The organism is Demequina aestuarii (assembly GCF_000975095.1).
GTDB lineage: Bacteria > Actinomycetota > Actinomycetes > Actinomycetales > Demequinaceae > Demequina > Demequina aestuarii.
The window spans coordinates 1,527,936-1,543,191 of the sequence record NZ_BBRD01000001.1 but is presented as its reverse complement, the minus strand read 5'-3'; the positions used below and the strand labels follow the sequence as shown (position 1 = coordinate 1,543,191).

14 protein-coding genes are annotated in these 15,256 nt (G+C 69.3%); 13 read left to right on the top strand and 1 reads right to left on the bottom strand.

From position 1 onward, the window contains the following. The first annotated feature begins 39 nt into the window (after nt 1-39). From argC to menC, 11 genes are all read left to right on the top strand, one after another. The gene (gene argC, locus AOP72_RS07240; RefSeq protein ID WP_202965644.1) at nt 40-1,083 is read left to right on the top strand and encodes an N-acetyl-gamma-glutamyl-phosphate reductase; all 1,044 of its coding nucleotides are present in this window, start codon (nt 40-42) and stop codon (nt 1,081-1,083) included. Further along, the gene (argJ, locus tag AOP72_RS07235) at nt 1,080-2,255 is read left to right on the top strand and encodes a bifunctional glutamate N-acetyltransferase/amino-acid acetyltransferase ArgJ (RefSeq protein WP_062134362.1); all 1,176 of its coding nucleotides are present in this window, start codon (nt 1,080-1,082) and stop codon (nt 2,253-2,255) included. The genes argC and argJ overlap by 4 nt, the downstream gene beginning before the upstream one ends. After that, nucleotides 2,252-3,169: an acetylglutamate kinase gene (gene argB / locus AOP72_RS07230; protein ID WP_062134359.1), complete on the top strand. Its 918-nt coding sequence runs from the start codon at nt 2,252-2,254 to the stop codon at nt 3,167-3,169. Before argJ ends, argB begins: the two co-directional genes overlap by 4 nt. Before the next feature lie 16 nt (nt 3,170-3,185). Then, nucleotides 3,186-4,427, top strand: a complete 1,242-nt coding sequence (locus AOP72_RS07225) for an acetylornithine transaminase (protein ID WP_193746423.1) — start codon at nt 3,186-3,188, stop codon at nt 4,425-4,427. Then, nucleotides 4,427-5,356, top strand: a complete 930-nt coding sequence (gene argF / locus AOP72_RS07220) for an ornithine carbamoyltransferase (RefSeq protein WP_062134354.1) — start codon at nt 4,427-4,429, stop codon at nt 5,354-5,356. The genes AOP72_RS07225 and argF overlap by 1 nt, the downstream gene beginning before the upstream one ends. Next, nucleotides 5,353-5,844 carry an arginine repressor gene (gene argR, locus AOP72_RS07215; RefSeq protein ID WP_062134352.1) on the top strand — a complete coding sequence of 164 codons (492 nt, stop codon included), beginning with the start codon at nt 5,353-5,355 and terminating at the stop codon, nt 5,842-5,844. Before argF ends, argR begins: the two co-directional genes overlap by 4 nt. A 91-nt stretch (nt 5,845-5,935) precedes the next feature. Next, a complete protein-coding gene (locus AOP72_RS07210) occupies nt 5,936-7,138 on the top strand; it encodes an argininosuccinate synthase (protein ID WP_062134349.1) in 1,203 nt (400 codons plus the stop codon). 2 nt (nt 7,139-7,140) lie between these two features. Beyond that, complete coding sequence (gene argH, locus AOP72_RS07205) at nt 7,141-8,601, top strand: argininosuccinate lyase (protein ID WP_062134345.1); 1,461 nt, start codon at nt 7,141-7,143, stop codon at nt 8,599-8,601. 103 nt (nt 8,602-8,704) lie between these two features. Beyond that, nucleotides 8,705-9,874, top strand: a complete 1,170-nt coding sequence (locus tag AOP72_RS07200; protein ID WP_084631895.1) for a M20/M25/M40 family metallo-hydrolase — start codon at nt 8,705-8,707, stop codon at nt 9,872-9,874. Then, complete coding sequence (locus tag AOP72_RS07195) at nt 9,871-10,752, top strand: hypothetical protein (protein ID WP_062134342.1); 882 nt, start codon at nt 9,871-9,873, stop codon at nt 10,750-10,752. Before AOP72_RS07200 ends, AOP72_RS07195 begins: the two co-directional genes overlap by 4 nt. Beyond that, complete coding sequence (menC, locus tag AOP72_RS07190) at nt 10,752-11,879, top strand: o-succinylbenzoate synthase (protein WP_062134339.1); 1,128 nt, start codon at nt 10,752-10,754, stop codon at nt 11,877-11,879. Before AOP72_RS07195 ends, menC begins: the two co-directional genes overlap by 1 nt. 49 nt (nt 11,880-11,928) lie before the next feature. Here the strand turns inward: menC and AOP72_RS07185 are convergent, their stop codons facing one another. Beyond that, entirely contained in the window at nt 11,929-12,393 is a 465-nt protein-coding gene (locus tag AOP72_RS07185; RefSeq protein WP_062134336.1) for a YbaK/EbsC family protein, read from the bottom strand. A 22-nt stretch (nt 12,394-12,415) separates the two neighbouring features. Here AOP72_RS07185 and AOP72_RS07180 point away from each other — a divergent pair, with 22 nt between their 5' ends. Together AOP72_RS07180 and tyrS are read left to right on the top strand one after the other, a co-directional pair. Beyond that, a complete protein-coding gene (locus tag AOP72_RS07180; RefSeq protein WP_202965643.1) occupies nt 12,416-13,075 on the top strand; it encodes a uridine kinase family protein in 660 nt (219 codons plus the stop codon). Between the two features lie 234 nt (nt 13,076-13,309). Further along, nucleotides 13,310-14,575 carry a tyrosine--tRNA ligase gene (gene tyrS, locus AOP72_RS07175; RefSeq protein ID WP_062134313.1) on the top strand — a complete coding sequence of 422 codons (1,266 nt, stop codon included), beginning with the start codon at nt 13,310-13,312 and terminating at the stop codon, nt 14,573-14,575. Nucleotides 14,576-15,256: the final 681 nt, after the last annotated feature.

Below are 15,256 nucleotides of genomic sequence, written 5' to 3'. Positions count from 1 at the left end.
TCGACTCGCGACTATTCAGAGTCATGTATAGTTATGCGCATGGCAATTTCAGTGGCAGTCTCCGGCGCGTCCGGGTATGTGGGCGGTGAGGTGCTGCGCGTATTCAGCGAGCATCCCGATGTCGAGTTCGGCTCCCTCACAGCCCACTCCTCGGCGGGCGATCTGTTGGGAGTGCATCAGCCGCACCTGCGCACGCTCGCGGATCGCACCATCGTCGAGACCACTCCTGAGACCCTCGCGGGACACGACGTGGTCGTGCTCGCGCTGCCGCACGGAGCGTCCGGAGAGATCGCGGCTCAACTGCCCGCTGAGACGCTCGTGATCGACTGCGGAGCGGACCACCGCCTGGCCAGCGCTGAGGCGTGGGCCGAGTACTACGGCGGCGAGCACTCCGGCACCTGGCCCTATGGCATGCCCGAGCTCATCACGGCGAGCGGCCACCAGCGCGATTCCCTCGCGGGTGCGAAACGCATCGCCGTTCCCGGCTGCAACGTGACCGCGGTGACGCTCGCGCTCCAGCCCGGAGTCTCCGCAGGCGTCGTGGATCCGACGGACATCGTCGCGGTGCTGGCCAACGGCTACTCGGGCGCGGGCAAGAAGCTCGCCACGAACCTGCTCGCTTCGGAGGGGCTGGGAGCCGCCTCCGCGTACGGCGTGGGGGGAGTGCACCGCCACATCCCGGAGATCGTCCAGAACCTCGGCTCCGCAGGCGGTGAGGACGTCCGCATCAGCTTCACCCCCACGCTGGTCCCGATGGCGCGCGGCATCCTGGCGACGGTCACCGCGCCGCTCGCGCAGGGCGTCACTGCCGATGAGGTGCGCGCTGCGTGGGAGACCGCGTATGCGGACGAGCCGTTCGTGCACCTGCTTCCCGAGGGCCAGTGGCCCACGACCGCCGCGACGCTCGGCGCGAACACGTGCCTGGTGCAGGTCACGGTCGACGAGAAGGCCGGACGCGTGGTGGTGATCAGCGCGATCGACAACCTCGTGAAGGGCACGGCCGGCGCGGCGCTGCAGTCGATGAACGTCGCGCTGGGCCGGCCAGAGACCACAGGACTTCAGCTGAGGGGAGTGGCACCGTGAGCGTCACCGCTGCACAGGGCTTCGTCGCATCGGGCGTCGTGGCCGGAATCAAGTCGACGGGTGCCAAGGACGTGTCCGTCGTCGTCAACGAGGGGCCGTCCAAGGTCGCCGCGGGCGTCTTCACGACGAACCGCATCGAGGCCGCTCCCGTGACGTGGTCGCGGGAGGTCATCTCCGATGGCCGCGCCGATGCCGTGATCCTCAACTCCGGCGGCGCGAACGCGTGCACCGGGCCCGAAGGGTTCGCCGACACCCACCGCACGGCAGAGCACGTCGCCCAGGCGCTCCGTGCCACGGGCCGCGACGTCGGCCCCGGAGACGTCGCCGTCTGCTCGACCGGCCTGATCGGGCTGCGCCTTCCGATGGACACCCTCCTCGCGGGTGCCGATGCGGCGATCGCCGGCCTCGCGGCTGACGGTGGCGCCGACGCGGCCGAAGGCATCATGACCACGGACTCCCGCCCCAAGACCGCTGTCGCGACCCGCGACGCATGGACGGTCGGTGGCATGGCCAAGGGCGCCGGGATGCTGGCGCCCGGCATGGCGACGATGCTGTGCGTCGTCACGACGGACGCCGCGATCGATGCTGCGACAGCGAAGGCCGCGCTCGCCTCGGCCGTGGCCCGCACGCTCAACCGGGTCGACTCGGACGGCTGCATGTCCACCAACGACACCGTGCTGCTGATGGCGAGCGGCGCCTCGGATCAGAGCCCGGACCCGAGCCAGTTCGAGGCGGCCCTCACCGAGGTGCTGGCCGATCTGTCCCGCCAGCTGATCGCCGATGCCGAGGGCGCGAGCCACGACATCGCGGTCACCGTCACGCGTGCCACCACCGAGCACGCCGCAGAAGAGGTCGCGCGCGCCATCACGCGGTCGAACCTGTTCAAGGCCGCGATCTTCGGCAACGACCCCAACTGGGGCCGCGTCATCTCTGCCGCAGGCACGGTGCCCGAGGACGTCGCCCCCTTCGATCCCACACTCATCGACGTCTCGATCAACGGCGTCCAGGTGTGCCGGGCGGCGGGTGTCGGCGACGATCGCGACCTCGTCGATCTGACTGGCCGCGAAGTCACCGTTGACGTCGACCTGCACGCAGGCGACGCATCGGCGACCGTCTGGACCAACGACCTCACTCACGACTACGTCCACGAGAACAGCGCATACTCCTCATGAGCCACGACATCGATTACCCCGACCTCACGCCCCAGCAGAAGGTGGGCGTCCTCATCGACGGCATGCCGTGGATCGAGTCCTTCAAGGGCGCGACCGTGGTCATCAAGTACGGCGGCAACGCCATGATCGACGAGAACCTCAAGAGGGCCTTCGCCCAGGACGTGGTGCACCTGCGACTGCTCGGGCTGTACCCCGTCGTCGTCCACGGCGGCGGGCCCCAGATCTCCGAGATGCTGAACAAACTCGGCATCGAGTCGGAGTTCAAGGGCGGGCTGCGCGTCACCACTCCCGAGGCGATGGATGTGGTGCGTATGGTGCTCACTGGCTCGGTGTCGCGTGAGCTCGTGGGCCTCATCAACGACCACGGCCCGTTGGCCGTCGGCCTGTCCGGCGAGGACGCCGGACTGCTGCAGGCCAAGCGTCGCCACGCCGACATCGACGGCAGACAAGTCGACGTGGGCCAGGTGGGCGACGTCGTCAAGGTCAACCCGGCCGCGGTGGAGGACATCATCCACGCGGGACGGATCCCTGTGGTCAGCACCGTGGCACCCGACATCGACGACCCGACCACCGTCCTGAACGTGAACGCCGACACCGCGGCGGCGGCCATCGCCGTGGCACTGCGCGCGCGCAAGCTGATCATGCTCACCGACGTGGAGGGCCTGTACGCGAACTGGCCCGATCAGAGTTCCCTGGTGCGACGGATCCACGCCACCGACGTCGAGAAGCTGCTGCCGAGCCTCGCGTCCGGGATGGTGCCCAAGATGGAGGCGTGCCTGCGCGCGGTGCGCGGCGGCGTGCCCCAGGCGCACATCATCGATGGGCGCGAGCCTCACTCGATTCTCACCGAGATCTTCACCTCGCGCGGAATCGGCACCATGGTGCGTCCCGACGACGTGGATCTGTGGGCGTGACATGAGCGAACGCGACATGGGACAGCTGAGCAGCCACGGCGAGGCCGGACTCGAGAAGGGTCGGGTCGAGACCCAGCGCTACGAGCACGCGCTGATGGGCACCTACGGAACGCCGATGCGCGCGCTCGTGCGCGGCGAGGGCAGTTTCGTCTGGGACGCGGACGGCAACAAGTACCTGGACCTGTTGGGCGGCATCGCCGTCAACGCCCTGGGTCACGGCCACCCCGCGTGGGTGAACGCGCTCACGGCGCAGGCCAGCACTCTCGCTCACGTGTCGAACTTCTTCGCGACCGAGCCGCAGATCGCCCTCGCCGAACGCCTTCTCGACGTGGCACACGCGCCGTCCGGCTCACGGGTGTTCTTCTCGAACTCCGGTGCGGAGGCCAACGAGGCCGCCTTCAAGATGTCCCGCAAGACCGGCCGTGGCACCGTGATCGCCCTGGAGGGCGGGTTCCACGGCCGCACCATGGGCGCGCTCGCGATGACCCACAAGCCCGCGATCAGGGAGCAGTTCGCTCCCATGCCCGCTGGCGTGGTGTTCGTCCCGGTGAACGACGCGGAGGCGCTGCGCGCCGCCGTCACCGCCGCGGGGGACGATCTCGCCGCCATCATCGCGGAGCCCATTCTGGGTGAGGCGGGCATCCGTCCGCTCGACCACGAGTACCTGGCGCTCATCCGCAGTCTCACGCACCGCACGGGCGCGCTCATGATCCTCGACGAGGTCCAATGCGGCATCGCACGCACCGGCGCCTGGTTCGCCCACCAGTTGCACGGGATCCAGCCCGACGTCATGACGCTGGCGAAGGGACTCGGCGGCGGCTTCCCCATCGGAGCCGTCGTGGCTTTCGGTGAGCGTGCCGGCACGCTGCTGGGCAAGGGCGAGCACGGCACCACGTTCGGGGGCAACCCGATGGGCGCGGCCACCGCTCTCGCCACCCTGCAGGCCATCGAGGACGAGAACCTGCTCGCCAACGCCAAGGCCGTGGGGCAGTACCTGAGGGAGCGCCTCGAGTCGGTTCCCGGCGTCGTCGAGGTGCGCGGCGAGGGGCTCCTGCTCGGCATCGGTCTCGCGGCGCCGGTCGCACCGGATGTCGCCCAGGCGGCGCTGTCCGCGGGGTTCATCGTGAACCCGCCGTCACCGGACACGGTGCGGCTGGTGCCGGCGCTGAACCTCACCACCGCCGAGGCAGACACGTTCCTCGAGTGGTTCGCGAGCTACGCCGCGCGTCACCCGTTCGTCCCGGAAGGGGCCCGCTGATGGCACGCCACTTCCTGCGCGACGACGATCTCACGCCCTCCGAGCAGCGCGAGGTGCTCGAGCTCGCCCTCGAACTGCGCCGCGACCGCTACAAGGTGCAGCCGTTCGTGGGGCCCAAGGCCGTCGCCATCCTGTTCGACAAGCACTCGACTCGCACGAGAGTCTCCTTCTCCACGGGAGTGGCGGAGCTGGGTGGCTACCCCCTCGTCATCGATGCTCAGAACTCGCACATGGGACGCGGCGAGTCCGTGGCGGACACCGCTCGTGTCCTCGAGCGCCAGGTCAGCGCGATCGTGTGGCGCACGTACGGGCAGGACCGCATCGACGAGATGGCGGCGCACTCCTCCGTGCCCGTGGTGAACGCGCTCACGGACCAGTTCCACCCATGCCAGATCCTCGCCGACCTCGCAGCCATCGCGGACGAACGAGGGGGAGTCGGCGCGCTCGCTGGCCTCGACCTCGCGTATGTCGGTGACGGCGCAAACAACATGGCCCACTCGTACCTCCTTGGCGGCACGACGGCCGGCATGCACGTCCGCATCGGCACCCCCGACACCTACCTTCCCGACCGCGAGGTGGTGGCGCGTGCCGAGGAGATCGCCGCGTCCACCGGCGGTTCGGTGACCGTGACCTCCGACTGCGACACCGCCGTGACCGGCGCCGACGTGGTCGCGACCGACACGTGGGTGTCGATGGGCGACGAGGCGCAGAAGGCCGAGCGCATGGAGGTGTTCCTGCCCTACCAGGTGAACGATCGGACCCTCGAGCTCGCGGCCCCCGGCGCGCACGTGCTGCACTGCCTGCCGGCGTATCGCGGGCACGAGATCACTGCATCGGTCATCGATGGAGATCAGTCGCTCGTGTGGCTCGAAGCCGAGTACCGGCTGCACGCCCAGAAGGCATTGCTGAGCTGGTTGGCAGACCGGTGACTCCCTACACCATCCCGGCGACCAAGGCCGCGCGTCAGGCGCTCATCAGGCGCCTGATCGAGGCCGAGCCCATCCACTCGCAGGGCGAGCTGGCCGTGCGTCTCGAGGTCCAAGGGATCACGGTGACGCAGGCGACGCTGTCGCGCGACCTCGTGGACGTGGGCGCCGTGAAGGTGCGCGGCGTCGACGGGCAGCACGTGTATGCCACCGCCGAGACCATGTCCGCAGGCGAGGACACGAACCAGCGGCTCACCCGCCTGTGCGGCGAACTGCTGTTCAGCGCGGATGGGTCGGCGAACCTGGCAGTCATCCGTACCCCGTCCGGCGCCGCGCAGTACCTCGCAAGCGCCATCGACGGCCACGACGACCCCGAGATCGTCGGCACGGTGGCGGGGGACGACACCCTCATGGTGATCTCGCGAGAGCCGGACGGCGGGCTGCGACTGGCCCGACGATTCCTCGACCGAGCGGCAGGCGCCGTCCACTAGGCGGCATCGTCGATACGACCTGCGCGCCCCGGGGCCGCGCACCCAGCAGGATCTGACACATGCAATCGAGAAGTGAAGGAAACGAGCGAATATGAGCGACAGAGTGGTGCTTGCCTATTCAGGCGGGCTGGACACGTCGGTGGCGATCGGATGGATCGCCGATGCGACGGGGGCCGAGGTCATCGCCGTCGCGGTGGACGTCGGCCAGGGAGGCGAAGACCTGGAGGTCATCCGTCAGCGTGCACTCGACTGCGGCGCGGTCGAGGCCTACGTGGCCGACGCTCGCGACGAGTTCGCCGAGGAGTACTGCATGCCGGCGCTCCAGGCGAACGGTCTGTACCAGGACAAGTACCCCCTGGTGTCGGGCCTCTCGCGCCCCGTCATCGTGAAGCACCTCGTGGCTGCCGCGCAGGAGTTCGGCGCATCCACCGTGGCGCACGGCTGCACGGGCAAGGGCAACGACCAGGTGCGCTTCGAGGTGGGCATCACCTCGATCGCCCCTGATCTGAAGTGCATCGCTCCCGTGCGTGACCTCGCGCTGACCCGTGACAAGGCCATCGAGTACGCCGGTCGTCACCAGCTGCCCATCGAGACCACCAAGTCCAACCCGTTCTCGATCGACCAGAACGTGTGGGGCCGTGCCATCGAGACCGGCTTCCTGGAGGACATCTGGAACGCCCCCACGAAGGACGTCTACAACTACACCGACGACCCGGCCTTCCCGCCGGTGCCCGACGAACTGGTCATCAGCTTCGAGCGCGGCATCCCCGTGGCGATCGATGGCCAGGCCGTGACGCCGCTGCAGGCGATCGAGCAGCTCAACCGCCGCGCCGGAGCGCACGGCATCGGCCGGATCGACATCGTCGAGGACCGCCTGGTGGGCATCAAGTCCCGCGAGGTGTACGAGGCACCCGGCGCGATCGCGCTCATCGAGGCGCACCGCGAGCTCGAGAACGTGACGCTCGAGCGGGAGCAGGCACGCTTCAAGCGCGGCGTGGAGCAGAAGTGGGGCGAGCTGGTCTACGACGGCATGTGGTCGTCGCCGCTCAAGCGTTCGCTCGACGTGTTCATCGAGGACACCCAGGAGCACGTGAACGGCGACGTGCGGATGGTGCTGCACGGCGGGCGCGCGACCGTCACTGGGCGCCGATCGGACACCGGTCTGTATGACTTCAACATGGCCACCTACGATGAGGGCGACGCGTTCGACCAGTCGGCCGCACGCGGGTTCATCGAGATCTATGGTCTCGCCGCCAAGCAGGCCGCTGCGCGCGAGGCCCGCCTGAAGGGATAGTCATGTCCGATCAGCAGTCCGGTCCCGCTCCAAGAAGCGGCGAGCAGGGGACGAACGAGGGCGCCCTGTGGGGCGGCCGGTTCGCCGATGGCCCCGCCGATGCTCTCGCCAAGCTGTCGAAGTCCACGCACTTCGACTGGCGCTACGCGGACGACGACCTGCGCGGCTCGATCGCGCACGCCCACGCCCTGCAGCGGGCCGGGCTGCTGACGGATGACGAGACGGACCGGATGGTCGCTGGCCTGGATGCGCTGCGCCAGGACGTCGCCGCCGGCGGGGTCTCCGCCGCGGAGTCCGACGAGGACGTGCACGGCGCGCTCGAGCGCATCCTCATCGAGCGCATCGGCGCCGACCTGGGCGGCAAGCTCCGCGCGGGCCGGTCGCGCAACGACCAGATCGCGACCTTGTCGCGCATGTACCTGCGCCGCCATGCTCGCGTGGTGGCCTCCGGTGTGCTCGACGTGGTCGAGGCGCTCCTGGAGCAGGCGGACCGTCACCTCGACGCGCCCATGCCGGGCCGCACGCACTTCCAGCACGCGCAGCCCGTGACGTTGGGCCACCACCTGCTGGCTCACGCGTGGCCGCTGCTGCGCGATGTCGAGCGGCTCACGGACTGGGACGCTCGCGCGGCCTACTCCCCGTACGGCGCGGGCGCGCTCGCCGGCTCGACCCTCGGCCTCGACCCGCAGCACGTCGCCAACGAGCTGGGCTTCGTGGGCGCATGCGAGAACTCCATCGACGCGACCGCCTCGCGGGACGTCGTCGCGGAGTTCTCATGGGTGGCCACCATGATCGGCATCGACCTGTCTCGGCTGTCCGAGGAGGTCATCGCCTGGGCCACCGTCGAGTTCGGCTTCGCGGGCCTCGACGATGCGTATTCGACGGGCTCGAGCATCATGCCGCAGAAGAAGAACCCGGACATCGCCGAGCTCGCGCGCGGCAAGGCCGGCCGGCTGATCGGTGACTTGACGGGCCTGCTCGCGACCCTCAAGGGGCTGCCGCTGGCGTACAACCGCGACATCCAGGAGACGCACGAGCCTGCGTTCGACGCGGTCGAGACGCTCGAGACCCTGCTGCCGGCCTTCTCCGGGATGGTCCGCACCCTGGTGTTCCACGAGGACCGCCTGGCCGAGCTCGCCCCTGCCGGGTTCTCGCTCGCCACCGACATCGCCGAATGGATGGTCAAGGAGGGCGTGCCGTTCCGCGAGGCTCACGAGGTCGCGGGTGCGTGCGTGCGACTGTGCGAGAAGCGCGGCAAGGAGCTGCACGAACTCACCCCTGACGAGTTGACGGCCATCCACCCGAGGCTCAACGAGCGCGTGCTCGAGGTGCTGACGGTCGAGGGCTCTCTCGCGGCGCGCGACGGCGCGGGCGGCACCGCCCCGGCACGAGTGCTGGAGCAGGGGAAGGCGGCGCGGGCACGCGTCAAGCACTTCCGCCCCTGGGCCGCCGCCGCTCACTAGCCCCAGTTCCCCGCCTGAGCGCGCTGGCGCGCGCTCAGTGCCGGTATCTCACGGTCGCGGGATCCTGGAGGACGCTGAGTGTCGTTCTGGCAGGATGGGCACGATGACCGACCTGCTGACCGACGCCCACGCACGCCTGCCCGCGATGCTCGCTGACGCGGTGCGCCTGATCGAGTGCGAGTCGCCGTCCCACGACCACGCCGCCATCGCCCGCAGCGCGGACGTGGTCGCGGAGGTCCTGGGCGCCCGTCTCGCAGCGGCGGGATTGCCCGCCGATCCCGAGCGGATCGTCATCGACGGCGTCACCCACCTGCGGTGGCGGCTGGGCGAAGCGACCCGCGTGTTGCTCCTGGGCCACCACGACACGGTCTGGCCGCACGGCACCCTCGCGACTCACCCCGCGCGGATCACCGACGGCATCCTCACTGGTCCCGGCTGCTACGACATGGCGATCGGCCTCGTCCAGGCCGCACATGCGGTCGCGTCGCTCGCCACCGTCCACGGGGCCGATGCGCTCGCTGGGGTGACCATTCTGGTCACCGGAGACGAAGAGGTCGGCTCGACCACGTCGCGCGCGCTCCTGGAGGACGAGGCTCGCGGGGCCGATGCGGTCCTCGTGCTGGAGGCGTCCGGCCCAGGCGGCGCGCTGAAGACCGAGCGCAAGGGCGTCTCGCTGTACACGGTGACGGCCCACGGCCGCGCCGCGCACGCGGGCCTCGACCCCGAACGCGGCGTCAACGCGGGCCTCGAGCTCGCCCACCAGCTCCCCGCGATCGCCGCCATCGCCGCCGGCTCCACCACCGTCACCCCGACCCGCGGAAGCATCGGGACCACCGTCAACACCGTGCCGGCTCAGGCACGCGTCGACGTCGACGTGCGCGCCGCGACCGCTGCGGAGCAGCACCGCGTCGACGCGGAGATCCACGCGCTCGCGCCGGTCCTCGATGGCGCCCGGCTGACCGTGGATGGCGGGATCAATCGGCCGCCGCTCGAGCTGGCGCTCGCCGAAGGCCTGTTCTCCCGAGCACAGGCGCTCGCGACGGCAGCGGGTATCGACGACCTGCGGCAGTGCTCGGTCGGCGGTGCCTCCGACGGCAACCTCACCGCGGGACTCGGCGTCCCCACCCTTGACGGTCTCGGCGGCGTCGGTGGCGGCGCCCACGCGGTCGACGAACACGTCGAGGTCGCGCACGTGCCGCACCGGACCGCTCTGCTGGCGCTGCTCGTGCACGACGTCCTCGCCAGTCCACGCCCCGACGCAGGCACGCCGTGACCCCGGACCCCGCCAGCGCATCGGCCGTCCCGGGGCAGTCTGCTGCGACGCGCGACTGGTTGCCTCGTGCCGCTGAGGATGCCCGCGCGGCGACCGAACGCGCCGGCGTCACGGTCCGTCCACTCGCGACCGCGGAAGTGGGGGAGGCTGCACGTCTGCTGGAGTCGATCTGGGGCACCGCCGCCGTCGAGCCGCCGCTGATGGTGGCGCTCTCGCATGCCGGCGCCTACGTCGTCGGGGCGTTCGAGGGTGACCGGCTCCGTGGGGTATGCGTGGGTTACTTCTCGATCCCGTTGGGCGTCGCACTCCACTCTCACGTCACCGGGGTCGAGCCGGGCACCGGCCGTCGTGGCGTCGGGATGGCGCTCAAGCTGCATCAGCGCGCGTGGTGCCTGGAACGCGGCCTGACCCGGGTCACGTGGACGTTCGACCCCTTGGTGTCGCGCAACGCGGCGTTCAACCTCAACCGCCTGGGCGTCGAGATCGAGGAGTACCTGGTGGACTTCTACGGCGAGATGAGCGACGGCGTCAACGCGGGGCAGGGGAGCGACCGGCTGCTCGCGAGCTGGCCGCTCGACCGGGACCTGCCCGGCCCCTCGTCCCCCGAATCAGCGGAGCACTCCACCGACCGCGACCTCGAGGCATCGGCGCTGCTGACGACCACCGACGATGGCCGTCCTCATCCTCACGTGCCCGATCCCACCGCGCGCTTGCTCTCGGTGGCCGTTCCGCCCGATGTGGAGGCGCTGCGCCGCACCGATCCTCAGGCCGCCGCCCAGTGGCGCGGCTCCGTCCGCGGCGCGCTCGCCCCCATGATTCAGAGCGGCCGTCGCGTCGCCGGCTTCCACGACCACCGCTACCTCTTGGAGACCCGCTGATGCAGATCGATCACGTGACCCTGCGCACCCTGCGCATCCCGCTCGTCACGCCCTTCACGACGTCGTTCTCGACTCAGACTGCACGCACTGTGCTCACCGTCGAGGTGTCCGCCCGGGTGGAGGGACGCGAGGTCACCGGGTGGGGTGAGTGCGGTGCTCTCGCCGAGCCGGTGTACTCGGATGAGTACGCGGCGGGGGCCGCGGACGTCATGGAGAGGTTCCTCCTTCCGCGCCTCGCGACGGCCTCTGCGGATGCCGTCCTGACGGCGGAGACCGTCGGCGAGCTGGTCGAGCCCGTGGTCGGGCACCGGATGGCCAAGGCGGCGATCGAGGCCGCGATCCTCGACGCGCAGCTGAAGGCGGCCGGCGCCAGCTTCGCGACGTACCTGGGCGTGACCCGTGCCAGGGTCCCGTCCGGCGTCTCGGTGGGGATCCAAGACTCGATCCCTGCGCTTCTCGATGCTGTGGCGGGGTACCTGGACGAGGGCTACCAGCGCATCAAGCTCAAGATCCAGCCAGGGTGGGACGTCGAACCCGTGCGAGCGGTGCGCGAGGCGCACCCGGACGTGGCGCTGCAGGTCGATGCCAACGCCGCGTACACGCTGGTGGACGCCGCCCACCTGCGACGCCTCGACGAGTTCGACCTGCTGCTCATCGAGCAGCCCCTTGCGGAGGACGACCTCCGTCAGCACGCCGAGCTCGCCCGCGCCATGGCCACGCCGATGTGCCTCGACGAGTCGGTCGTGTCCGCAGCATCGGCGGCCGACGCGATCCACCTAGGGGCCGCCGCCGTCATCAACATCAAGCCGTCTCGCGTGGGCGGCTACCTCGAGGCGCGGCGCATCCACGACGTCGCGCGCGCATCGGGCGTCGCGGTGTGGTGCGGGGGCATGCTGGAGACCGGCCTGGCGCGCGGTGCCAACGCGGCCCTTGCCGGACTTCCCGGCTTCACGCTCCCGGGTGACATCTCGGCATCATCGCGCTTCTACGCCCGTGACCTCACGACGCCGTACGTCATCGAGGACGGACACATCGCGGTGCCCACGTTCCCTGGGCTGTGCGAGCAGCCTGAGGCCGATGCGCTGGCGGAGTTCAGCACCGAGGTGCGAGAGGTGTCGCTGACCTAGCGTCCCGGCTGTGCGGCGACGCCCTCATCCTGCGGTGGCGTGGGTGTCGCTACTCGACCGCGATCTCGATGGCGTCGGTCAGCGCCTTGAGGTCCGCGTAGGAGATCTCGAACACACTCGCCGGCACTCCCGCGGCCGCCCACAGCTCACCGTGCTCAGCGAGCTCGACGTCGAGATACGTGGGCAGCGGTGCCGGATGGCCGATCGGGGCGACGCCGCCGATGGGCTGGCCCGTCGCGGCCCGCACCTGATCCGGAGTGGCACGCCCCACGGCCTCCGCGCCGATCGCGGCGGCGACCACGTCCGTGTCGACGCGATGCGCTCCCGACGTCAGCACGAGGATGGGCCCCTTCTCCGTCATGAAGATGAGAGAGTTCGCGATCGCGCCCACCTCGCAGCCCAGCAGCGCGGCTGCCTGCGCGGCGGTATGGGTGCCCTCGGTGAGCTCACGCACGCGCCCGTGGAGCCCCGCGTCGTCGAGGAACGCCTTGACCTTCTGCACGTTCGGATGCATACCGCTACCGTAGCCTGGCTCGGTGACCCTGCACGAGACGAGAGCGGGACGAATGCTGACGGACGCGGCGAGCATCGGCGGCATCGCCACGCTGGTGCGCGCCCAGCCGCCCACCCTCGGAACCACCCGACTGGTGCTCGTCGACGGGCCCGGCGGCTCGGGCAAGACCACGCTCGCCGGCAGGCTGGCGGAGGCGCTGCGGGGCAGACCGGCCGGGGGTGCGCGCGCAGCCGACAGTGACGCGCCTGGCGCAGCCGGCACGTCGGTGCAGGTCCTCCATGCGGACGACATGTACGAGGGATGGGCCGGACTCCCCACGCTCGGCGACATCGTGATTGACCAGGTGCTGGCCCCCATGGCGCGGGGTGAGGCCGGACGGTTCCGGGTGTGGGACTGGCATCGCCATCAGCGCGGGCACGAGGTCGTGGTGACGGCGCGAGACGTCCTCATCATTGAGGGTGTGGGGGTGGCGATGCGCCGGGCACGCTCTCTCGCGAGCCTCGTGGTGTGGGTGGAGGCCGACCCATGCGAGAGGCTGCGACGCGGAATCGCACGCGACGGAGAGGACACCCGCGACGACTGGGAGCGCTGGCAGGTCAGCGAACGAGAAGAGTTCGAGCGCGAGGGCACTCGGGCGGCCGCCCATGTCTGGGTCGACGGGAACTGCTCCCTTCCGGACTGACCGGAGTCCGCGCGCCGGTGCCGCGGCCCGCACTCTGAGAGCCCTCTCAGACTGACGGGATTAGCGTCGATGGTGTCGCTGGGCATGCGACACTCGAGTCGGTAGGACCCCTCGCAAGACGTCCACCCCTCAGCGCCGATTCGTGCTTCCGCTCCGCGTGCCCAGCGGCACTTTCGTGTCCTGGGTCAACGGCGCCTCAGGACCGCACTCCCGGGCTGGCACAATGGCCCCATCATGACTGAGCACATTCTCGACGAACTCGCGTGGCGCGGGCTGATCGCACAGACGACCGGCCTCGACGACCTCCGCACCCACCTCGACCAGGGTCCCGTGACGCTCTACTGCGGGTTCGACCCCACCGCACCCAGCCTGCACCACGGCCACCTCGTGCAGTTGGTGGTCCTCCGGCATCTCCAGCGCGCAGGACACCGCGTGCTGCCGCTCGTCGGCGGCGCGACGGGCATGATCGGCGACCCGCGAATGTCGGGCGAGCGGGTGCTGAACACCAAGGAGACGGTCGCGGAGTGGGTGGACCGGCTCCAGTCCCAGATATCGCGGTTCCTCGACTTCGAGGGTGACAACCGTGCCCAGATGGTGAACAACCTCGACTGGACGGGGGAGCTTACCGCCATCGATCTGCTGCGCGAGGTCGGCAAGCACTTCCGGCTGGGCACGATGCTCGCGAAGGACACGGTGGCCAGGCGACTGAACTCTGACGAGGGCATCAGCTACACCGAGTTCAGCTACCAAGTACTGCAGGGCCACGACTTCCTCCAGCTGCATCGGCGCTACGGCTGCACGCTGCAGACCGGGGGCAACGACCAGTGGGGCAACCTTCTCAGCGGGGTCGAGCTGACGCGCAAGGCGGATGGCACCCAGGTGCATGCGATGACTACCCCCCTCATCACCAAGGCAGACGGCACCAAGTTCGGAAAGTCGGAAGGCGGAGCGGTCTGGCTCGCACCCGACCTCATGAGTCCCTACGCCTTCTACCAGTTCTGGTTGAACACGGACGATGCGGATGCGGTGAGGTTCCTCAAGATCTTCACCTTCCTCGACCGCACGGAGATCGACAGGCTCGAACGCGCTGTCGCGGAAGAGCCGTTTCGCCGGGAGGCCCAGCGCACCCTCGCATGGGAAGTGACAGCGCTCGTCCATGGGGCCGATGCGACCGATGCGGTCGTGGAGGCATCTCAGGCCATCTTCGGGAGGGGCGAGCTGGCAGGCCTCGATGAGGCGACGCTCGCCGGCTGCGCTTCCGCACTCGGAGGGGTCGACGTGGAGAGGGGCGCCACCGTGGTCGATGCACTGGTGGAATCGGGACTCGTGGGGTCCCGCTCGGATGCGCGCCGGGCGGTGCAGGATGGCGGTGCCTACGTCAACAACGTCAAGGTGGAGTCGATTGAGGCGATGATCGACGACTCATCGCCGCTCGCCGGCGGCTGGTTCGTACTGCGTCGAGGCAAGAAATCCGTGGGACTTGTACGGACACTCGCCTAGCGCAGCTGTCCTGGATGAGGTCCGTAGGCGATCTGCCAGGCAACATTCCCATGGCAGGCGTGCGACACGCCGCAGTCGCCCGGATTTGACTTGATGTTCACGGAGCCGTAATGTCTTCCTCGCTGCCAAAGACGGAAGCGCTTCTCGGAGGACTGAACAAGGCCACGAGAGGCCCCGCTTGACAGCCACTCACCACGTCACAGCCGCGGTCGCGAGAGCGACTGAGGTGATGTACGATGGAGAGCCCCCCACGGGATCGGAACTGAAAACCCGCCGACACGGCGAGTTGACAGAGCGAGAACGAGGGGGTAAGTTGGAAGGGTTGCCCGGACGGGCTCAGGGAAGTCAGCCGCTCGCAGAGCTGGATTTGACACACTGAATACGGCCGAGTAACTTAACCGAGTTGCCTGACAGATGTGAACTGCAAAACGCTGATAAGCGATTTGACAGACAAATGACAGGCAAGTAACTTAATCGAGTTGCCGCAACAGAATGAAGCATGGCAGTCGCTCGCAGAGCGATTTGACAGCGCCGAAACATGCGTGTAACTTATAAGGGTTGCCCCGATACCGGCTCAAAAGGCCGAGAGCGGTGCGCGTCCGAACCTTGAGAACTCAACAGTGTGCCACATAGTCGATGCCAAAAACCTCCGGCATCACGGCGTCAGAGCCTTGCTCTAGC

Bases quoted from the DNA above. Each gene is read 5' to 3' on its own strand.
- argC (WP_202965644.1), top strand. From the start codon at position 40: ATGGCAATTTCAGTGGCAGTCTCCGGCGCGTCCGGGTATGTGGGCGGT.
- argB (WP_062134359.1), top strand. From the start codon at position 2,252: ATGAGCCACGACATCGATTACCCCGACCTCACGCCCCAGCAGAAGGTG.
- AOP72_RS07225 (WP_193746423.1), top strand. From the start codon at position 3,186: ATGGGACAGCTGAGCAGCCACGGCGAGGCCGGACTCGAGAAGGGTCGG.
- argF (WP_062134354.1), top strand. From the start codon at position 4,427: ATGGCACGCCACTTCCTGCGCGACGACGATCTCACGCCCTCCGAGCAG.
- AOP72_RS07210 (WP_062134349.1), top strand. From the start codon at position 5,936: ATGAGCGACAGAGTGGTGCTTGCCTATTCAGGCGGGCTGGACACGTCG.
- argH (WP_062134345.1), top strand. From the start codon at position 7,141: ATGTCCGATCAGCAGTCCGGTCCCGCTCCAAGAAGCGGCGAGCAGGGG.
- AOP72_RS07200 (WP_084631895.1), top strand. From the start codon at position 8,705: ATGACCGACCTGCTGACCGACGCCCACGCACGCCTGCCCGCGATGCTC.
- menC (WP_062134339.1), top strand. From the start codon at position 10,752: ATGCAGATCGATCACGTGACCCTGCGCACCCTGCGCATCCCGCTCGTC.
- AOP72_RS07185 (WP_062134336.1), bottom strand. From the start codon at position 12,393: ATGCATCCGAACGTGCAGAAGGTCAAGGCGTTCCTCGACGACGCGGGG.
- tyrS (WP_062134313.1), top strand. From the start codon at position 13,310: ATGACTGAGCACATTCTCGACGAACTCGCGTGGCGCGGGCTGATCGCA.